A 19,661-nucleotide genomic window follows, 5' to 3' on the forward strand; every position below is an offset into this window, starting at 1 on the left:
AGGTCGGGGCGCCGCCGAAAGCGAAACTTTTGGGGAAGCGGAAATCGATGCGTTGGCCCAAGGAATACGATGTGATTGTGGTCGGCGGCGGGCACGCAGGCGTGGAAGCGGCCTTGGCGGCCGCACGAATGGGGTGCGAGGCGCTTCTGCTGACCCTGCAGCTCGACACGATTGGCCAGATGTCCTGCAATCCCTCGATCGGAGGGGTGGCGAAGGGAATTTTAGTACGGGAGATCGACGCGCTGGGCGGCGTCATGGCGCAAAACGCGGACGCCACCGGCATCCAATTCCGGATGCTCAACCGCCGGAAGGGCCCGAGCGTGCAGGCTCCGCGCGCCCAGTGCGACAAGAAAGCCTATCAATTCCGCCTCAAGGCGCTCTGCGAATCGATGCCGGGCTTGGACATCCAGCAGGGCTCGGTCGCCAGGCTTTGCGTCAAGGACGATGCCGTGGAAGGGCTGCTGACCGACCTTGGAGTCGAGTTTCGGGCGAAGGCGATCGTTATCACTACGGGAACGTTTCTTCGCGGGTTGATTCACGTCGGATCAGAGCAACGCCCGGGCGGGAGAGCGGGTGAGGGGAGCAGCGGATTGTCGCTCGAGCTCAAGAGGCTGGGATTCGAGATCGGACGACTGAAGACCGGAACCCCGCCCCGCGTCAACGGGCGGACGATCGACTTCCAAGCTTGCGAGCGGCAGCCCGGGGATGTCCCCCCGCCGATCTTTTCACTTTTCCCCGAGGAGCTGCAGAGAAGGGAAGGGGATCCCTTTACTCTCAACTGGTGGGACGGCCGCCTGTTCCACGTGGAACAATTGCCCTGCTGGATCACCTACACGACGCCGGAGACGCATCGATTGATCCGGGACAACCTCCATCTCTCGGCCGTCTATTCGGGGAGCATCGAGGGCGTAGGTCCTCGCTACTGCCCTTCGATCGAGGACAAGGTCGTCCGCTTCGCCGAGCGTGAGCGTCACCAGATCTTTCTAGAACCCGAGGGAAGGCAGACCCAGGAGTTCTATGTCAATGGCTGTTCGACCAGCCTTCCCTTTGACATCCAATGCGCCTTCCTCCGCACGATCCCCGGCCTCGAGAATGCCCATATCCTGCGCCCCGGATACGCGGTGGAGTATGACTACTGTCCGGCGACACAACTTTTCCCCTCTCTGGAGACCAAGCGAATCCGAAGCCTCTTCCTAGCCGGGCAGATCAACGGGACATCCGGCTACGAGGAAGCCGCCGCCCAAGGAATCCTCGCTGGAATCAACGCCGCCCGCGCCGCACGGGGAGATCCTCCGGTCGTGCTCCGCCGCGACCAAGCCTACATCGGAGTCCTGATCGACGATTTGGTGACCCGTCCGATCCGGGAGCCCTATCGCATGTTCACCGCGCGAGCGGAGCATCGGCTCGTTTTGCGCCACGATAACGCCGATGTCCGCCTCTCCGAAATCGGCTGCTCCGTCGGATCTCTTCCGCCGTACCGGCGCAAGCTGTGGTTTGCGAAGAAGCGGCGCATCGAAGAGGTGACCAGAGCTTTAGCCGAAGCCAAAACGGAAGGCGGCTCCCTCTTCGAACGCCTTCGGCGCCCGGATTTTCGCTGGGCCGACCTCCCGGAACCCTTTCGGAGCGTGGAACCGGACATCGCCGCACATCTCGAGTGCGAAATCAAATACGCGGGCTACATTGTTCGCGAACGGGCCCAGATCGAGCGCCTTCGGTCGATGGAAGAGACCCTTCTCCCCCCCTGGCTCGATTTCCAAACCATCCTCGGCCTCAAACAGGAGGCGCGGGAAAAATTGCAACAGATCCGCCCGTCAACCCTGGGACAAGCCGCCCGGATTCCCGGAGTCAACCCAGCCGACCTAGCCGTCCTGATGGTCGCTCTCAAGAAAGGGAATCCCAACCCGGTTTCCCAAGCGTCGGAAAGCCCTCCCGAGGACAAGCGATGACCGCGACTTCCCGCTACCGGCTCTTCCTGGATTCCCTCCGTCGGCAGATCCCGGAGCTCCCTCCGGATCAAGCCCTTCTCCGGATGCGTGAGGGACCGGCCATCTCCATCGACCTGCGCCAACCCCGCGAATGGACCGCGGGACACCTCCCAAGGGCGATCAACCTGCAGCTCGACCGTCTCCCCGAGGAAGTGGATTCCCGAATCCCGGACGCTGCGGTCCCCATCCTCTGCTATAGCCGCGTCGGCAATCGATCTCTGCTCGCCGCGGACCTCCTTGTGCGCATGGGCTTCCCCACCGTCTACTCCCTGGCCGGAGGTTGGCAGGCATGGCTCCAGGCGGCTCTGCCGGTCGAAGCCGGCAGCTATCCCCCTTGCCGTCCGCCTGACGAACGCCTGGCCGGGGTCGCGCAGCTCCCCCACCTCATCGATTCGATCCGCCGCCTAGCCGCAGGTCTGGCACCCTCGATCGCTTCCTTCTTGGACAAGGAGGATCGCGCGGTCATGGAATTTCTCTGCGTCGATCCCCAGACGATGGAGCAAGTCGTCCTTTCCTCCGGCTCGGATGCCGAGGTCGTGGCGCTCCTCAAACGAATCCTCGGTCCCTCCTGGCCGACCGATCATGCGATTCGTGAATTCAACCAGCGGATCTTGCAACGCCGCAAGCGTGCAGAGCCGACCCACCCCTCGTAAAGCATCTATGGGGCGCCGGCTCCGGGGCGGATCTCCCAACCCACCGCTCCGGGCAGGAGCGAAGCGATGCGAGACAACCGCCCTCCCCTATCCCCCATCCCGCAATGCCCGAATCGTCCCACGCCGGCCATCCGCGCCCCGCTTTTCCTGCCCGCGCTCACCTTCGCCGGCGGATGCACCTGGGGCTTCGGCTCCCCTGCTCTTTTCTGGCCGGCCCTCGCGATGGTCTTCCTCCTGGGCGTTCTCTGGCTTCGCTCCCGGCGAGAGACGGGCTCCCTCCTCTCTTTTCTCGGGATAGTCCTCTTTCTCGGCGTCGGCAGCGCTGCCTTCCACAAAGGATGGCGCCCCGCCGACGACCTTCGCCGCCTCCCTCGCTCCAAGTTCCAACCCGACTGCCGCTGGGAGGGGACGATCCAAAGCGTGCCCCTCGAAAAGGAACGGGAAGGCTCCCCCGCTGCGACGGCGATTCTCGGCATACGCCGAGCATGGCTCTCCGGAGCCTGGCGCCCCGCTTCCGGCCGAGTGCTTCTCGAAGTTCGCTCCGGTCCCGGCGCCCGGATCGTCCTAGGACAGCGCCTTTCCGTCCGCGGAGGGCTCAGGCGTCCCGGTGCACCGCGCAACCCCGGAGAGCCGGATTGGCGGGAGATCCTGTCGGTCCATCGCATCGCCTACCGCTTGCCGGCCTCTTGGCGCGACATCGTGCCCCTGGACACCGGCAGTTGGACCGGTCGGAGCATCGCCGCAGCGCGGCGTTGGGCTCGGCGCCTCCTGCAGGCGGGCATCGAAAGCGACCCCCAAGCCGTCGCTCTCCTTTCCGGAATGATCTACGGCCAAACCGGGGGATTGCCCGCAAAAACCGAAGAAGAGTTTCGCCTCGCCGGCGCCTATCACGTCTTCGCCGTGAGTGGCCAGAACGTCACGGCCGTCCTGGCCGTAGGTCTGGCTCTGTACGAGGCAGGAAGAATCTCCCGATGGAGATGGGGTTGTGCTCTCTTGCCCGTCGTCGCCTTCTATGCGCTTCTCTCCGGCGGTTCGGCCAGCGCGGCACGAGCGGCCTTCCTCTCCGCCCTCGTCCTGGTGGCATGGCTCGTCCGCCGGCCCATCCGGCTCTTGAACCTTTGGGCGGCCGCCCTTCTCCTTTTCCTCGGCCTCGATCCCCTCTCCGTCCGGGACGTGAGCCTCCAACTCTCCTTTGGAGTCGTCCTGGCTCTCCTACTGCTCGGGCCGCCCCTCGCCGCATGGATGTCAGCCCCCTTCCGACCGGATCCGTTCATCCCGCGCACCCTTCTTCCCCGGCGGGCGCGCCTGATCGAAGCCTTGGGCGGAGGAGCAGCCCTCCTCCTGGCCTCGTCTCTCGCGGCATCCATGGGCGCCCTCCCTTTCGAGATCCTCCATTTCCATTTCGTCAGCCTCATTGGCCCCTTCGCCAACCTGCTCATCGTGCCGCTGGCCGAGCTCATCATGACTGTGGGCGTTCTTTCTCTCTCCCTCGGTAGCCTCTGTCCGCTCTTCGCCGTGCTCCTCAACAACGCGAACTGGCTTTTTGCCCATCTGCTCCTCGCCACGGTCTCTTTCGCATCCCACCTGCCTGCCGCCGGCATCGCCGCCCCGGATCCCCGCGCGCTTCTCTCCCGGTCCTCCGCCCTCCAGCTTTTCTTCCCCGCCATCCCCCTGGGGTCGGCTTGCCTCATCCGCTCCGAAGGCAAGGTCTTTCTGGTTTGTGAAAGCCAAAGAAGCGTCTGCCTCGCCCGAGTCGAGCCGATCCGCCGCTTCTACGGGTGGAACTGGCTCGACGGAGAGCTTCGACAAGAGGGGGAGACCTGGCTGGCTGCCCCGCGAAGGCCGTGGGGCACCGACCCGCCCCTCGCCCCCTTCGAGCAGCTCCATCCGACGGGGTCTCTCCGCCTGGAGCCCGGATTCGATTCCTACCCGACCCGATATTGGGTGACTCCTCGCCCGGTCTTGCTGATCGCGGCGACCGGCTACCCCGTTCTGGTTCTCGGTGTTTCGCCCTCCAGAGGAGAGATTCCCCCGGCGATGATGGATCTCTCCCTGACGCCGCGCGCGGATAGGCCCGCGCAACGCCTGCGCCTCATCCTCAGACCGGACGGAGCCTGGCTCGCTGAGGACGGCTCACCACACCCTCCGGTAATTGTGCGTAGCCTGGGAAACTCCGCCGTCGAGGTCCGCCTCTACCCTCGCCATGTTGCCTTTCGTCCGTATCGAGGAAGGCCCGTCTTCTATCCCGCTGCCGCTCCACAAGGCGACGGGGCCGCCAACCAAATCCCCTCCTCTCCGGAAGGAGTCGTCCAGTAGCAGAGGGGGTCGAAACGGCTCGCACGCAGAAGCCGGTCCAGCTCTTCCCGGGCGAACCGGCAGCTCGAGAAGAGCCGGAGGTTCTCCCCGCCCCCGACCCGTACCGATGAGCCGTCTTCCAAGGGCACCTCTCGGCTCCTTTTCCAACGAACCGTTGCCTCATACCGGATACATCCCTTCCCCTCGACCATCCTCATGCGGTAGTCCTCCACCAGATCGCTGATTCCCCAATCGCGGAGGAGCTCGGTCAACCAGAGACGCGTCGGGCGGTTCGCGTATTGCGTCAGGATCCGCGCCGCCGATTCCCGATAGCCTGGCGCACGCTCCGCCGCAACCGGAACGAGGTTGGTCCCCAACAGGAGTAGGTCCCGAGGAAAAAGCTGCGCACGCAGCGCTCGCAAAAAGCTTTCCGCAGAGAGGTTGGGAAGCAAGCCGAATGCGGTAACCAGCCGCGGCTCTCCCTCGCCGCGTCCGATCCGCTCGAGCAGGTCCGGCAGAAGGACGTCGGCCAAGACAAGGCGGGCTCCCCCTCCGCCGCCGCGGCTGACCCTTCCCGCTTCGAGCAAGAGGGAAAGACTTCCGTCGACGCAGATCCAATCCGGCTTCCACGATCGAGCCCGCAGCTCCGTGTAGACGACCAGGTCCTTCTCCCCGGTCCCACAACCCAAGGAGATCAGCTGGCCCGGCCCTTCCGCGAGAAGTGCGACCGCCTCTCGCGCCGCTCGCCGGTAGAATTCTCTCCCCTCGCTCCCGGCAAAAGGAGAATAGCGGCGGAAGAGGGCTATCCAGAGATTGGCCTGGCGTGCCGTCGCGTAGTGAAAAGCAGGAGCAATTTCCCCGTTCTCCAGGGAAGAGCGCTTCGCGGCCATCCAAGCCGACGGCAGATGCGACTCGGCGACCTCAATACCGGTGAACCCGTTTTTCATGGCCCTTTTCCGCTTTTTCTCTTTATAAGAAGCTGCGCAGGAGAATGGAACCACCGCAACGCAAAAAAGTGGCGCTTGTCACCGGAGCCGGACGTGGGCTCGGGGCCTATCTGGCCCGCAAACTCGGCCGGGATGGATGGTCGGTCGCCGTCCACTACCATTCCAGCCGGGAGGGCGCTTGCGAGGTTGTCGAGGAACTACGGGCCGAAGGCGGCGATGCCGAGGCATTTCAAGCCGACCTCGTCCGCCAAGCCGAAGCGGAATCTCTGCTCGAAGCCGTGAAAAAGCGCTTCGGCTCCTTGCGCCTCTTGATCAACAACTCCGGAGTCTATCCTCCGGTCGGGCTCCTCCAAACTCGGGAAGAAGACTGGCAGCTCGGCTGGCAGACCACCGCGACGGCGACGCTCTTTACGACTCTGGCCGCGCTCCCGTTGCTCCGATCATCCGGGGCGGGACGAATCGTGAACATCGGCGACTCGGCTTGCGACCGGCTTGGCGCGCGCGAGATGGCCCTGGGATATCACATCGGAAAGATCGGTGTCTACCTGCTCTCCCGCTCCTTTGCCCGCGAAGAGGCCCGCCACGGGCTTACCGTAAACGTCGTCTCTCCCGGATACCTCGCCGAAAGCGTCAACCTCCCCCCGCTCTCCAAGATCCCCGCGGGCCGCTTCGGCACTCATGAGGATCTCTGGACCGCCATCCGGTTCCTCATCGACGAGAAAAGCGGCTACGTGACCGGCTCCCATATCGTGGTCAGCGGCGGATGGAATCTGCGATAGGCGCTCTCTTATGTTCACCGGCATCGTCGAATCCGTGGGGCGCGTCGAGGAACCCCCGACAGCCGATCATCCCGCACTCTGGATCGACGCCGGAGCGCTCGCCGAGGGGCTCCGCCCGGGAGATAGCGTGGCGGTCAACGGCTGTTGTCTGACGGTGACGGCCCGCCAAGGGGGGCTCCTACGGTTCGACACGCTCGAGGAGACGCGGAAGCGATCCAATATCGGCCTCTTGGCCAAGGAGGATCTGGTAAATTTGGAACGTCCGGTTGCGGTCGGCTCCCGGATCAACGGCCATTTCGTAACCGGGCACGTTGATGGATTGTCGCGCCTCCTGGAGATTCACGACCGGGGCTCCGAGCATGAGCTCTGGCTGGAACGCCCCGCGCCATGGGAGGCGCTGATCGTGCCCAAGGGGAGTGTGGCCGTCGACGGCATCAGCCTGACTGTCGGCTCCGCCAGGGAAGACCGGTTCTCGGTCTGGATTACGCCCTTCACCTGGCAGGCGACCAACCTTCGGACCAAGCGGCCAGGCGATCTTCTCAACATCGAGGTGGATATCCTCGCCCGCTATGTCGCCGCCCAGAGGGGAAGGCCGCTCTCCGCAGGCGCTTGAGCCCGTTCGGGGCCGTGCCGGCTACCGACTCGTCAGCCAGCGAAGAAGCTCCTTTTGGACGTGGAGACGATTTTCCGCCTGATCGAAGATATCTTGAGCCCTCTCGTCGAAGAGTCCTCCCTCGATCTCCTTTCCCCGGTACGCGGGCAAGCAGTGAAGCACCAACGCGCCGGGATTCGCCCGCTCCACAAGCCGGCGATTGAGCTGATAAGGCGCAAAGGCTCTTTCCCGAAGAACGCCTTCTTCTTCTTTCCCCATGGAAATCCAGACATCCGTGTAGAGCAGGTCCGCCCCGCGGGCCGCCTCCTCGGAAGATTCGGTCTGCACGACCCACGCGTTCTCCACGTCGCAGAAATAGTCACGCGGAGCACCTATGCGGAGGTGAAACCGGAAAATCGGTGCCGCCAGCGCCCACGACCGAGCCACATTGCAGGAACCATCTCCCAGGAAGGCGACCGTCTTGCCTGCGAGCGGGCCCCGTTTCTCCTCGAAGGTAAAGATATCCGCCAGCACCTGGCAGGGATGCTCCTGATCGGTCAGCGCGTTCACCGTGGGTATCCCACCCGAACGCGCAAAGGCCTCAAGCTCCGCCTGAGCAAAGGTACGGATCACGGCACCATCGACCATCCGACCCAACACCCGCGCCGTGTCGTCCATGGGTTCCCCCCGGCTCAGCTGCAGCTCGGCGGCACTCAGAAAGATCGCGGAACCGCCCAGCTGCCGGATAGCGATCTCGAAGGAGACGCGGGTCCGAGTGGACGGTTTCCGGAAGAGAAGCGCCCACACTTTGCCTTGCAACGGCAGGTCGCCGACCCTTCCCCGGCTCCGCTTCTCGAGCTTCACTCGCTCGAAAAGAGCGCGTGCCTCCGTTTCATCGATATCCGTAACGGATAGGAAATGCCGGGGATCAACGGAAGAGGCCATGATCTGGTTGCAAACGGGTCATACTACGCGGGTGGCCCATAACCCTCGTTCTCCCCCCGCTGAGCCTCCGCTTCGTTGGCAGCACGGAGGATCGCGATCGCCTCCGAGATCTCCTCGGAGGAGACATTGAGTGGGGGGAGAAGCCGGATCACGCGATCCCCGGCAGGCGCGACGAGAAATCCTCGAGCCAATAGATCTTCGGCCACGGCACGCGCGCTGCGCCGAACGCGCACTCCCAGCAGCCCTCCCAGCCCGGAAACCGATTCGATCCATCCATGATCCGGAGAAGCCATCGCCTGCACCTCCCTGCTGAGCCGCTCTCCCTTTTCCCGGATCTCCTGGCCCAGTCCCTCCGCTTCCATGTAGCGCAGAACCGCAGCGGCAACCGTGCAGGCCAGCGGCGATCCGCCGAAGGTCGATGCATGAGAACCCGGCCCGAGCAGATCCCCATACGGATCCCGGATCCAGGTAGCCCCGATCGGGAACCCTGCCGCCAGCCCTTTTGCCATGGCAACCCCGTCCGGCAGAAAGCCGGCCTCCTCTTCGCAACCCTCCATGAGCCGCTGAAAGGCCAAAAACCGGCCCGAACGGAAGGCCCCGGTTTGTACCTCATCGAAAAAGAGAAGGAGACCGTGCCGGTCGCAGATCCGGCGCAAGCCCCGTAGATACGCCCCCGTCGCCGCGCGCACTCCGCCCTCGCCCTGGATCGGCTCGACGAGAATGGCCGCCGTCGCCGGCCCGACCGAACGCTCCATCTCCGCCAGGTCGAGGAAGGGCACATGCCGAAACCCGGGGACCGCGGGACCGAATCCCCGTCTCACTTTCTCCTGCCCGGTCGCCGCCATGGCCGCCAGCGTTCGGCCATGGAACGAACCTTCTACGGTCAAGATTTCGAAGGCACCCCGCGCTTCCCCGAAGCGCCTGGCGAGCTTGAAGAGGCATTCATTCGCTTCCGCTCCGCTGTTCGAAAAAAACACCTTTCCCGGCCCGATCCAATGCACGAGGATCTCAGCTAGTTCCGCCCCCGCCCGGTGATAGTAGAGGTTGGAACAGTGAACCAACCGCGCGGCCGCCTCTTCCAGGGCCTTAGCCAAGACGGGGCTCGCATGGCCCAAGCCGTTCACGGCGATCCCGCCGCAAAAATCGAGGTAGCGGCGACCTTCGACATCCCAAATATAGGAACCTTTCCCTCGCGCGAAGGCGACCGGGAAGCGGGCGTAGGAAGGGACCAGATACCGCCGATACCTCTCCAGGATCTCCTCCGTAGCCTGGTTGGATCTAGAAGTGGTCATGAGACAAAAACCGGCCGAAGATGCGCTGCCGCAACCAGCCCCCTCACAGGATCAATTCCGTGCCGATCCCGGAGTCGGTGAATACTTCCAGGAGCAGCGCATGAGGGATCCGCCCATCCAGGAGGTGGACTTTGCCGACTCCCGAATGAAGCGCTCTCAAAGCCGATTCGATCTTAGGCAACATCCCCCCTTGCAAGACCCCACGTTCCCGGAGCACGGCTACGTCCTTGGGAGTCAACACAGAGATCGTCGATTTGGGATCCTGCGGATCTCGCAGTACGCCGTCGACGTCCGTCAGATAGACCAGCTTTTCGGCCCGCAAGGCCCCGGCCAGAAAGCCTGCCGCCGTATCCGCGTTGATGTTGTACAAGTGCCCGTCTTCACCTCGTCCCAAGGGGGAGACCACCGGGATGACGCGCTTGGCCATCAGCGATTGAATCGCTTGCCCGTCTACGGAAATGGGTTCTCCTACGAATCCCAAGGGCCTTTTCGCCTCGGAACTACCCGTCGCTGCCAGCGGCTTTACGGTGAACACCTCTTGACCGAGAACTTGCCGCGCCGCTCCTCCCAGGCTCTCCAGTATTTCCACGATTGCGGGGCCCACCTCCGTTGCGAGGACTCGTTCGATAATCCGCATGGTCGGCGCATCCGTGACCCGCAGCCCGTCGACGAAGGACCAAGAAATGCCCGCTTCCTTCAAGGCCCTGCCGATCGCTGGCCCTCCACCGTGGATCAACACCACTTGAATTCCGACCGCCTCGAGCAGAACCAGATCCCGAAGCGTCTGCCGGACCAGTTCCGTGTCGTCCATGACGGCACCACCGTACTTGACGACAAAGGAGGCGTCTCGAAAGCGCTGCACGTACGGGAGCGCTTCCAGAAAAATCTTGGCCTTATCCGCAGGTGTCATGGAATCACTCGCAGAGCGGCGGGCGCGACTACCCTAGTGCGGCAGTCCACTTCCCACAAGAAAAAGCGCTGGTCTACTCCCCCTTGTTAAGGCGGACGTATCGTTCCGTGAGGTCGGTCGTCAGGAGCCGGAAGTGCCCCGAGCCGATCCCCAGATCGATAAGAATCGTGAATTGCGGGGAGCGGATCGCCTCCCGCACGAGGCGAGCCGGAGTGCGGGCGCGCACCCCGCCCGCCACCGCCTGCACCCCGTTATAGAATACATCCACCCGGTTCCCTTCCACGGCCGCTCCCGAGTAGCCGATCGCCGCGAGGATCCGCCCCCAATTCGGATCTTCTCCGTGCCAGGAACATTTCACCAGAAGCGAACGGGCCACCGCCCGGGCCGCCCTTTCCGCATCCTCTTCGTCGGAAGCACCCTGCACCAGGACCTCGACCACTTTGGAGATTCCCTCGCCGTCCTCCACGATCATGCGCGCCAACCGGCCCGTGAGCAAGGAGAGGGCGGATTGGAAGAGCCGAAACTCGCTGCTGTCCAGAGTCAGGGTATGGTTGCGCGCCAAACCGTTGGCGAACAGCAGAACCGTGTCGTTCGTCGAGCAATCGCCATCGATGCTGATCCGATTGAAGCTTTCGGCCACCGCCCGACGGGCGGCTACGGCGAAGGCATCCCCCGCAATATCCGCATCAGTGGTGACGATGCAGAGCATCGTCGCCAGCCGCGGCTCGATCATTCCTGCACCCTTTGCCATGCCGCCCAGGAAGAGTTCCTGCTCACCCAAGTGGATCCGCAGCCCCATCTCCTTGGGGCAGGTGTCCGTGGTGAGAATTCCCAGCGCCGCATCCTTGCCGCCCTGCGGGCTCAACCGCTCCAGAGCCATATCGATACCCCTGCGCACCTTCGCCATCGGAAGCGGGACCCCGATGCGACCCGTGGAGCAGACAAAGACCTCCTCCGCAGGACAGCCGATTCCCGACGCCACCCGGTTAACCATTTCGGCGGCATTGGCCATTCCTACCGATCCGGTGCAGGCATTGGCATTCCCGGAGTTGATGACGACCGCCCGCCCAGTCCCAAGCGCCGCGTGTCGCCGCGATAGCACCACCGGCGCCGCCGGCAACCGGTTCTGGGTGAAGAACCCCACCACCCGCCCGGCCCGCTCGGAGCAGATCAGCGACAAATCCTTCTTCCCGCCCGGCTTGATCCCACAGCCCACCCCGGAAGCGAGAAATCCTCTCGGGGTCGTCACACCTCCCCCTTCCACAAGGACGATGTCTTCCTTCACGGCAAAAGGCCCTCCTCCTCGGGCAGCCCGAGCCGCAGATTCATCCCCTGCACCGCTTGGCCGGCGGCCCCTTTCCCGAGGTTGTCGATCGCACAGAAGACGAATAGCCGGCGTCTAGCCTCATCGCATTGGACTGCGAGATCCGCGCGATTGGTCCGCACGACGTCGCGGACCGCGGGAAACGCCCCTGGCGGCAGGATGCGAACGAACGGATCGCCCGCGTAGCGGGAAAGATAATGGGCCTGCGCCTCGGCCGCTCCGATGCCGTTCCGTAACGGGCAGACGACCGTCGAAAGAATGCCTCGGGAGAGAGGGATAAGATGGGGAACGAAGACAAGCTCGACCTTCCGCCCCGCTAACCGATCCAGCTCCTGCTCGATTTCGGCCATGTGGCGGTGCCTCGGCACTCCGTAAGGACGGGCGTTCTCGCTCATCTCGCTAAAGAGCAGCGCCACCTCCGGCTTCTTGCCCGCCCCCGATGTGCCGCTGAGAGAACTGGCTACGATGTGGCCCTCGCCGACCCAATCGGCGGCCAAGGCAGGGTAGAGAGCCAGAAGAATGCTGGTAGGATAACAGCCCGGCACCGCAAGCAGATCCGCCCTCCGGATCTCCTCCCGATGGAGTTCCGGAAGCGCATAGACCGCCTTCGAAAGAAGGGCGGGTGCCGGGTGCACCCAACCGTAATCCATCTCGTAATGGCGCGGATTGCGCAAGCGAAAGTCCGCGCTCAGATCGATCACAATCTTGCCCGCTTCCCGAAGCGCGATCGCATATTTAGCAGCCGCCCCATGGGGCAGCGCCAAGAAAACCACGTCGGCCTCGTTCAGCCGGGATGCTACCGGCTCCTCGAACACGAGTCCACCGGCCGAATCGGGCAGCCCGGAGATTACCTCGGCCGCCCGTTTACCCCGGTGCATCCGGGAGGTCAAAAGCGTGAGAGAAATCCCCGGGTGGCGAGACAGGAGGCGCACCAGTTCCTCCCCCACGTAGCCCGCCGCACCCACCACGCCGACTCGACACGAACCCATGATGCCATCCGTTTCGCGATCGCGGGTAGAGCGCTGCGCCAGGTACGGCCGGCGACGGCGGACCGCGCTACCGCTTGGAGAACTGAAACCGCTTCCGGGCACCCGGTTGACCCGACTTCTTCCTCTCTTTCATCCGTGGATCTCGGGTGAGGAGGGATGCCCCCTTAAGCTTCGGGCGGACCTCCGGCTGCCAGCGGACCAGCGCCCGGCTTAGGGCCAAGCTCAAGGCTTCCGCTTGCCCGCACAAGCCGCCGCCACGGACGCGCGCCTCGAAGTCGAATTTCTTGAGTGCTTCGCTGATCTCCAGCGGCTTGTAGACCGCCAGCCGTTGGGTGATCTCCGGAAAGTAGTCGTCGAGCGACCGCTGGTTCACCAGGAATGTTCCTGTCCCCGGATGCAGCCGCACCGAAGCCACCGCCGTCTTCCGGCGCCCTGTCGCCCTCCATTCGCTCTGCGTCGTCATAGCGTAGTCGTTGTCTTCTCGCACCTTCTCAGGGGCTTGGGCACGGCGACCGGATGCTGGGCCTCGTGGGGATGTTCCGATCCTCCGTAGACGTGAAGCTTCCGAAATATCCTTCTCCCCAAACGGTTGTGCGGGATCATGCCCTTCACGGCGTGCTCGATCAAAAATTCCGGCTTCCTCTCCCGGACCCGCTGAACCGTCTCGGAGTGATGGCCACCGATAAACCCGGAGTACCGCATGAAGGTCTTCGTCCCCTCCTTCTTGCCGGTGAAGATCGCCCGCGCCGCATTGATGACCACGACGTGGTCGCCGGTATCGACATGGGGGGTATATTGGGCCTTATGCTTACCGCGGAGCAAGACGGCCGCTTGCACGGCCACCCGGCCTACCGGCTGCCCCGCCGCATCGATTACATACCAAGAGCGCCGAACATCGGCGGGTTTTGCACTGAAGGTTTTCACGGGAAGGGAAAGCTTAGGGAGTGGAGCATGCCTTGTCAAGGCCAGGCGAGACCGCATTTTTCCAAAGTCCGGCCTCGACCGAGGCCAGCTGCGGGTTTATTAATTAAGCCTTCTTTTTGCCTCCAGGAGTAAAGGAAGCCGGGAGGATCCGACCGCCCTGGACGCGACGAATCATGAGCCGCATCGACTTGGTCAACAGGCCGCCCGATGGTGACCTCGCGCTTTCGCCCGAGGTGGCCGAAGGGGGTTACAAGAACGGCGCCGACGCCGTGGTCGCTGCGCTGGAAAACGCGGGGATCGATACCGTTTTTGCCTATCCCGGCGGGGCGAGCATGCTCCTTCACCAGTCGCTCACTCGCTCCCGAAAGATTCGGACTATTTTGCCGCGTCACGAGCAGGGCGGGGCCTTCATGGCCGAGGGATATGCCCGTGCCAGCGGGAAAGTGGGCGTCTGCATGGCGACCAGCGGTCCCGGCGCCACGAACCTCGTGACGGGGATCGCGGATGCCTATATGGACTCCGTGCCGCTCGTTGCCATTACCGGCCAGGTGATGCGGGAGATGATCGGCCGCGGAGCTTTTCAGGAAACCGACGTTTTCGGGATAACCCTGCCGATCGTCAAGCACAGCTATCTGGTCATTTCCGCGGACGACATCCCGGCAATCGTCCGAGAGGCGGTTCTGCTCGCGCGGACGGGAAGACCCGGTCCCGTTCTTCTGGACATTCCCAAGGACGTTCAGCAAGCCCCCGTCCGCCCGAAGCCCCCCGAGGGAAATTTCGGCGGCTGCAAACCGGTGCCCCGCGCTTCCGACGCGGAGCTCGAAGCGATCCTGCTCGCTCTGAAAACGGCGGAACGTCCCCTGCTCTACGTCGGGGGGGGGATCATCTCGGGCGAGGCGTGCGATGCATTGCGCCGCTTTGCCGAAGCGACCCATGTCCCGGTGACGACAACCCTCATGGGACTCGGCTGCTTCCCCGAAACACACGAGCTTTCCCTCCGATGGCTGGGCATGCACGGAACGGTCTACGCCAACTACGCGGCCGACGCCTGCGATCTTCTGTTGGCCATGGGCGTCCGCTTCGATGACCGGGTAACCGGCAACGTGGATGAGTTTGCGAAACGCGCCAAGATCGTCCACCTGGACGTCGACAGCTCCGAACTCAACAAGAACAAGAGAGCGCACCTGCCGATTCTCGGCGATGTCCGGGACGCCCTGGAACGGCTCAACGCTATGCTCGAGGCCGAGCGGCGCCCGCAAAAGCCTTACAAGGCCTGGCACGCGCAAATCGCCGAGTGGAAGGCACGTTATCCCTTTTCCTACCGCGCTGTCCCCGGCGCCATACTGCCGCAGCAAGTGGTCGAGGAGCTTTTCCGTCTTACGAAGGGCGAGGCGATTATTACCACGGGCGTGGGACAACACCAGATGTGGGCGGCTCAGTTCTACCAATTCATCCGGCCCCGCAGTTTTCTCTCCTCCTCAGGACTGGGCAGCATGGGCTTCGGATTCCCCGCGGCCTTGGGAGCCAAGGTGGCGTTTCCGAACCGCCAAGTGATCGATATCGACGGCGACGGGAGCTTTTTGATGAACATCCAGGAGCTCGCCACCGCCGTCACGGAGAACATTCCGGCGAAGGCGGTCATCTTGAACAACCAGCATCTGGGCATGGTCGTGCAGTGGGAGGATCGCTTCTTCTCCGGGAATCGCGCCCACACGTTCCTGGGCGATCCGCGGAACGTGGGGCGCCATTACCCGAGCTACCGGAAGATCTGCGAGGGCTTCGGCGTTCCCGCGGAGGAGGTTCGCAAGCCCGAAGAGCTCCGTCCCGCCCTCGAGCGTCTCTTGTCGGCCGAGACCCCCTATGTCGTCGATGTTCATGTGCCCTATACCGAACACGTCTTGCCGATGATCCCCGCGGGGATGACCGTTCACGACATCATCCTGGACAGCCTTCCGGACGACAAGGATCCGGCTGCCGGCGAGCGCGGAAGAGCCCCATAGCCCGGACGACCCCCATGACGCGAGCGACCTCATGGGTGCGCAGAAGATCGGTTTGGCCCAACAAGGCGAGCACCGCGAAAAACGGCTCCGCGCAGCGGACCTCTTCCTCGAAACATTCAAAGGCGTGCGGGAGCGCGTGGCACACTGGATAGCCCAGCTGGTGGAGGCGAAAGGTCCCCAGGAAAATCTCCATCTGCCGCTGGATCCTCACCGCTCCGTCTTGTAAGTTCGGATAGTAAAAGCCCAGGCCGGGATCGATCCAGAGCCTGCGTACCCCGGCTCTTTCCGCAAGGCGGCAGCGCTCTTCGAAGTAGGGCAGCAGGTCGCCGATCGGATCGTCCGAGAGGCGGATCGCGCGGGGATCGCGCACGTGAGCTCCTTCCACAAAATTAAGGATCAAACCCGCATCCTCTTTCGCCACGAGGGGAAGCAGCTCTTCCCAGCCCTCGCTGCCGGTGAAGTTGATCACGGCCGCCCCCGCACGAAGCGCGGCCCGCGCGACCAGCGGGTGATAGGTTTCGACTGAAACCAAGAGTTGCCGAGCGACGAGGCCTTCTACTACCGGTGTCAACTTGCGAATCTGCTCTTCGGGCCCCACCCGGGCCGCGTAGTCGAGGGACGACTCCGTCCCGACGTCCAGCAGCGCCGCTCCGGCATCGGCCAGGAGCTGCCCGCGCCGGACGGCGGCCTCGGGCGTGAGGGCCACACTTTCGCGATACCAGGAATCGGGGGAGAGATTGATGACCCCCATGAGCTGGGGGAAGGCGGACGCCTCCCGGTCTCCGAAGTTCCGGCCCCGAAGCTCGAACGCGCGCGGTTGCCGCTCGAGCAGAGGGGCGTATCGGTCAGCCAGCTCGTGGAGATAGCGCAACGTCAGCACTTTCGACCCTCGGTCAGATCCCTGTCAGAGGACTCCCTTTGTGCTCGGAATGTCGAGGATGCGGCCGTCTCGTTCCACACTCATCGCCAGCGCCCGCGCGAGCCCCTTAAAGGAGGCTTCCAATAGGTGGTGCGGGTCGCGGGCTGCGCGAACCTCGAGATGGAGCGTGAGCGTTCCGTGGACCGTCAGCGCACGCAGGAATTCCTCAAGGAGCTGCGCGGGAAATGTGCCTGCATGAAGCAGAGCGAGGGGGAGGAGCTCAGGGGTCCGCAACGCCAGAAACGGTCTGCCGCTCACGTCGATCGCTACCTCCACCAACGCCTCGTCCATCGGCACCAAGGCGAAACCGTAGCGGCGAATCCCCTTCTTGTCGCCGAGGGCTTCCCGCAGGGCCTGCCCGAGGCAGATGCCGACATCCTCCACGGTATGATGGAAGTCCACCTCGCGGTCGCCACGCGCGCGCACCTGGAGATCGAACAGCCCGTGGCGGGCGAACAGCTCGAGCATATGGTCGAAAAAGGGGATGCCCGTCCCCGCTTCGCCCTTTCCGGACCCATCCAGGTCGAGCCAGAGAGAGATTTGGGTCTCCTCCGTCGAGCGCTCCACGCTCGCCGTGCGGTGGGATGCCATGCCCATTCCTTAGCAGAAGCCGCTTTCCCTCGCAAAGAACAATGCCTTCCCGGGGCGAGCGCAGCACGGTCCAGATCTAATCGCCTGCGGCGCGGCCTTGGAATCGGTCCCCTGCTCCGCTAAGGTAAGCGGCCGGATGGGTCCCGCGGAAGAAGAAGCGGTTCGGAACGAGCGGGTGCTCGCGGCCGCCGTCGGCCGTCGCTGGCTCGAGGAGAGCCGACTTCCGGCGCTGCGCGCCGCCTTGGCCGCCCTCCCCGGGGCGGACGCAGCGGATCTGCTCCTTGAGCAGGGAATCATTGATTCGGCCCAGAGGGATTGGTTGCGGCGGGAACACGCGGGCCGACAGCAGCAGCGGTACGAAGAACCTTTCGTGAATTTATGCCTAAGGGAAGCCGCCCGGCAGGAATGCTCGGATCTCCATCTGGTGCCGGATCGTCCCCCTCTTTGCCGTCGCCACGGGCTGCTGGGAAGCCTCGGCGAAGGGTGGAGCGCGGTCTCCGGCCGGCAGATCGAGGAAATCGTCGAACGGATCGTCCCAGCAGGCGCGCGACGAGCGGTCGTTCGTCGCGGGTGGCTTACTCTCCCCTATGACGGAGGAGGATATCGGACTCGGCTCACCGTCGGCCGGGATGCCGCCGGCTATTTTCTTAGCTTTCGCCTACCCTTTCCTTGTTCTTTAGAACTGGACGCTCTCGGAATCAAAGAAGCGCGCACCCTGGTCGCGATCCGTGCCGGACTGATCCTCGTCACCGGCGGCCCCGGCCAAGGAAAGTCGACACTCCTCGCGGCACTCGCCCGGGAAGTTCGCCGTTCGCGTCCCGGACGCACTGTCCTTCTCGGGGATCCGCCGGAGCCCGCTTGGGAGGAAGATGGCTTTCGAACGGTCCGCATCGCGCACTGCGAGCGCTGCGCAGACGACGGGAAAGTGCTTCGCGCCGCCTTCTCGTTGGACCCGGACCTCTTGCTTCTCGACGCTCCCTTGGCGGTGTGCGCTCTCCCGCGCTTGGTGGAGGAAACGGCGCGCAGCGGCGCTCTGGTGATGGCGACGCTGGGTCTTCGCGGGGTCGCCGAGGTGCTGCGGACACTCTGCACCGAGATGCCCCGGCGGGCAAGCCGGTCCTTGCTCGCCTGCACCCTTCGGGCCGTGGTCGCCCTCGAGCTGGTCCCCGCGGCGACGGGGAAGGGGCGCGTGGCAGCGACCGAGATCTTTCAGAACGTCCCGGAGGCCGCCGCAGCCTTACTAGCGGTAGAGCCGGAGGGGATCCAGCGCGTCCTCGGCGCGGGCGCAGGAGCACACTTCCAGCCTATCGACGACTCCCTATGGCGGCTTTTCCAGCAAGGCCGCGTCACGATGGAGGCGGCCTATGCGCGCTGCCGGCATCGGGCCCAATGGGTAGCCAGGATGCACGCGCCGACCTCGCCCGCATCCCGTGAATGATCTTGACGAGATTCTCGCATCGGCCTTGGCCAGGGGTGCCACCGCCGTCCACCTTTACGAAGGGGAAGCCCCTGCAGTCCGGGTACAGGGGCGGCTGGCGCCCTTGCCCTTTCCCCCGGTTTGTTCCGAGCAAGTGATGCGGTGGCTCCAATCCCTCGCCGGAAGGGAAGGTTGGCGCGAGGCCGAGCACGCAGGGAGCGGCCCCACGATCCTCCACGCCGGACCTGGCGGCATCGCCTTCCGCGGCCGCTTCTGCGCGGGGCGCCCGACGGCGGGCTTGGTTCTCTTCCCCCTTCTTTCTCCGCCCCCCTTCGAGCCACGTACCGCTCCCCACCCACTCAGGCATTTGGGCGACTTTCGCGGGCTGGTCCTGCTCGCAGGAGGCGTCGCCGGGGGAAAGACGACTTTGCTTGCAAGCCTGATCGCATGGTTGGGCGACACACGGTCCTGGCGCATCCTCGCGCTCGAGGAAGAGCCCGCCCGCTTTTCCTACCCGTTCGGCCGAAGCTGGATCAATCGTTGGCAGGCACCGCGGGACTCCTCCGCCATGGCGGCCGCTCTCGGCTCTCCGCTCGCCCGCGATGCGGATATGGTGGCCATCGATTCGTTGGGCGGGGCCGCGGCGATCGCCGCAGCCCTCGATTTGGCCGAATCCGGAAAGCTCGTGCTCGCAACCTATGAGGCTGAGGGAGCCTCGGCCGCGGTCGCGAGCTTGGTGCACACCCTGCAGCAAAGCCAAAAGGACAGAGACGCAGAACGTCTGGCGGCAACCCTCCGGCTGGTTGTATCCACAACCCTTCCGCTGCGCCTCGACGGAAAAGGGTTCGCTGTCCTCTACGAAACGCTTCCTGTCCATCGGGCCGTCGCAGCGGCGATTCGTGACGGAGCGATCGGCGCGCTGGAAGACTTCGTCCAAGTCGGGTTGGACGGAAGCAAGCACATCGACGACGCGCTCTGGGAGCTCTGTCAATCGGGAACCATCGAGCCCGAGGAGGCCTTTCGACACGCGCGGGAGAAGGAGCGCTTCCTGGAGCGGCTCGATGCGGATCCGACGATCCGCCTCATGCCGAAAGAATAA

18 protein-coding genes are annotated in these 19,661 nt (G+C 64.2%); 8 read left to right on the top strand and 10 right to left on the bottom strand.

Annotated elements, in window-relative coordinates:
* Nucleotides 1–47 precede the first annotated feature (47 nt).
* The 3 genes from mnmG (at nt 48) to MTHMO_RS10620 (ending at nt 4,954) form a co-directional block, all read left to right on the top strand.
* The gene (gene mnmG / locus MTHMO_RS10610; RefSeq protein WP_202214746.1) at nt 48–1,946 is read left to right on the top strand and encodes a tRNA uridine-5-carboxymethylaminomethyl(34) synthesis enzyme MnmG; all 1,899 of its coding nucleotides are present in this window, start codon (nt 48–50) and stop codon (nt 1,944–1,946) included.
* Nucleotides 1,943–2,638: a rhodanese-like domain-containing protein gene (locus tag MTHMO_RS10615; RefSeq protein ID WP_202214747.1), complete on the top strand. Its 696-nt coding sequence runs from the start codon at nt 1,943–1,945 to the stop codon at nt 2,636–2,638. The genes mnmG and MTHMO_RS10615 overlap by 4 nt, the downstream gene beginning before the upstream one ends.
* A gap of 66 nt (nt 2,639–2,704) precedes the next feature.
* The gene (locus tag MTHMO_RS10620; protein ID WP_202214748.1) at nt 2,705–4,954 is read left to right on the top strand and encodes a ComEC family competence protein; all 2,250 of its coding nucleotides are present in this window, start codon (nt 2,705–2,707) and stop codon (nt 4,952–4,954) included.
* Here the strand turns inward: MTHMO_RS10620 and MTHMO_RS10625 are convergent.
* Nucleotides 4,879–5,880, bottom strand: coding sequence for an L-histidine N(alpha)-methyltransferase (locus MTHMO_RS10625; RefSeq protein ID WP_202214749.1), 1,002 nt, complete (start codon nt 5,878–5,880; stop codon nt 4,879–4,881). The two genes, MTHMO_RS10620 and MTHMO_RS10625, sit on opposite strands and share 76 nt — an antisense overlap.
* Before the next feature lie 44 nt (nt 5,881–5,924).
* On the opposite strand from MTHMO_RS10625, the gene MTHMO_RS10630 reads away from it, so the two are divergent.
* Nucleotides 5,925–6,659 (top strand): SDR family NAD(P)-dependent oxidoreductase, encoded by a 735-nt coding sequence (locus MTHMO_RS10630; RefSeq protein WP_202214750.1) that lies wholly within the window; start codon nt 5,925–5,927, stop codon nt 6,657–6,659.
* 10 nt (nt 6,660–6,669) lie between these two features.
* Nucleotides 6,670–7,272 carry a riboflavin synthase gene (locus MTHMO_RS10635; RefSeq protein ID WP_202214751.1) on the top strand — a complete coding sequence of 201 codons (603 nt, stop codon included), beginning with the start codon at nt 6,670–6,672 and terminating at the stop codon, nt 7,270–7,272.
* 21 nt (nt 7,273–7,293) lie between these two features.
* Here MTHMO_RS10635 and argF read toward each other — a convergent pair whose 3' ends face one another.
* The 7 genes from argF to rplM all read right to left on the bottom strand — a co-directional run bounded on the left by argF (nt 7,294) and on the right by rplM (nt 13,635).
* Nucleotides 7,294–8,196, bottom strand: coding sequence for an ornithine carbamoyltransferase (gene argF, locus MTHMO_RS10640; RefSeq protein WP_202214752.1), 903 nt, complete (start codon nt 8,194–8,196; stop codon nt 7,294–7,296).
* Nucleotides 8,197–8,219: 23 nt separating this feature from the next.
* Entirely contained in the window at nt 8,220–9,488 is a 1,269-nt protein-coding gene (locus tag MTHMO_RS10645; protein WP_237394906.1) for an aspartate aminotransferase family protein, read from the bottom strand.
* 43 nt (nt 9,489–9,531) lie between these two features.
* Nucleotides 9,532–10,398: an acetylglutamate kinase gene (argB, locus tag MTHMO_RS10650; protein WP_202214753.1), complete on the bottom strand. Its 867-nt coding sequence runs from the start codon at nt 10,396–10,398 to the stop codon at nt 9,532–9,534.
* Between the two features lie 73 nt (nt 10,399–10,471).
* The gene (gene argJ, locus MTHMO_RS10655) at nt 10,472–11,683 is read right to left on the bottom strand and encodes a bifunctional glutamate N-acetyltransferase/amino-acid acetyltransferase ArgJ (RefSeq protein WP_202214754.1); all 1,212 of its coding nucleotides are present in this window, start codon (nt 11,681–11,683) and stop codon (nt 10,472–10,474) included.
* Complete coding sequence (gene argC / locus MTHMO_RS10660; protein ID WP_202214755.1) at nt 11,680–12,711, bottom strand: N-acetyl-gamma-glutamyl-phosphate reductase; 1,032 nt, start codon at nt 12,709–12,711, stop codon at nt 11,680–11,682. Before argC ends, argJ begins: the two co-directional genes overlap by 4 nt.
* Nucleotides 12,712–12,778: 67 nt before the next feature.
* Nucleotides 12,779–13,174 (bottom strand): 30S ribosomal protein S9, encoded by a 396-nt coding sequence (rpsI, locus tag MTHMO_RS10665; protein WP_202214756.1) that lies wholly within the window; start codon nt 13,172–13,174, stop codon nt 12,779–12,781.
* The gene (gene rplM / locus MTHMO_RS10670) at nt 13,171–13,635 is read right to left on the bottom strand and encodes a 50S ribosomal protein L13 (protein ID WP_237394907.1); all 465 of its coding nucleotides are present in this window, start codon (nt 13,633–13,635) and stop codon (nt 13,171–13,173) included. The genes rpsI and rplM overlap by 4 nt, the downstream gene beginning before the upstream one ends.
* Before the next feature lie 173 nt (nt 13,636–13,808).
* Here rplM and ilvB point away from each other — a divergent pair, with 173 nt between their 5' ends.
* A complete protein-coding gene (ilvB, locus tag MTHMO_RS10675) occupies nt 13,809–15,635 on the top strand; it encodes a biosynthetic-type acetolactate synthase large subunit (RefSeq protein ID WP_202214758.1) in 1,827 nt (608 codons plus the stop codon).
* Here the strand turns inward: ilvB and MTHMO_RS10680 are convergent.
* Complete coding sequence (locus tag MTHMO_RS10680) at nt 15,571–16,515, bottom strand: dihydropteroate synthase (RefSeq protein ID WP_202214759.1); 945 nt, start codon at nt 16,513–16,515, stop codon at nt 15,571–15,573. The genes ilvB and MTHMO_RS10680 overlap by 65 nt on opposite strands.
* Before the next feature lie 24 nt (nt 16,516–16,539).
* On the bottom strand, nt 16,540–17,145 hold the full coding sequence (gene hisB / locus MTHMO_RS10685) for an imidazoleglycerol-phosphate dehydratase HisB (protein ID WP_202214760.1): 606 nt from the start codon (nt 17,143–17,145) through the stop codon (nt 16,540–16,542).
* Nucleotides 17,146–17,281: 136 nt separating this feature from the next.
* Between hisB and MTHMO_RS10690 the strand changes: the two genes are divergently transcribed.
* Together MTHMO_RS10690 and MTHMO_RS10695 are read left to right on the top strand one after the other, a co-directional pair.
* Nucleotides 17,282–18,583, top strand: a complete 1,302-nt coding sequence (locus MTHMO_RS10690; protein WP_202214761.1) for an ATPase, T2SS/T4P/T4SS family — start codon at nt 17,282–17,284, stop codon at nt 18,581–18,583.
* Nucleotides 18,576–19,661, top strand: coding sequence for an ATPase, T2SS/T4P/T4SS family (locus tag MTHMO_RS10695; protein WP_202214762.1), 1,086 nt, complete (start codon nt 18,576–18,578; stop codon nt 19,659–19,661). The genes MTHMO_RS10690 and MTHMO_RS10695 overlap by 8 nt, the downstream gene beginning before the upstream one ends.

It is taken from the genome of Methylacidimicrobium sp. AP8 (assembly GCF_903064525.1).
Taxonomy (GTDB): Bacteria; Verrucomicrobiota; Verrucomicrobiia; order Methylacidiphilales; family Methylacidiphilaceae; genus Methylacidimicrobium.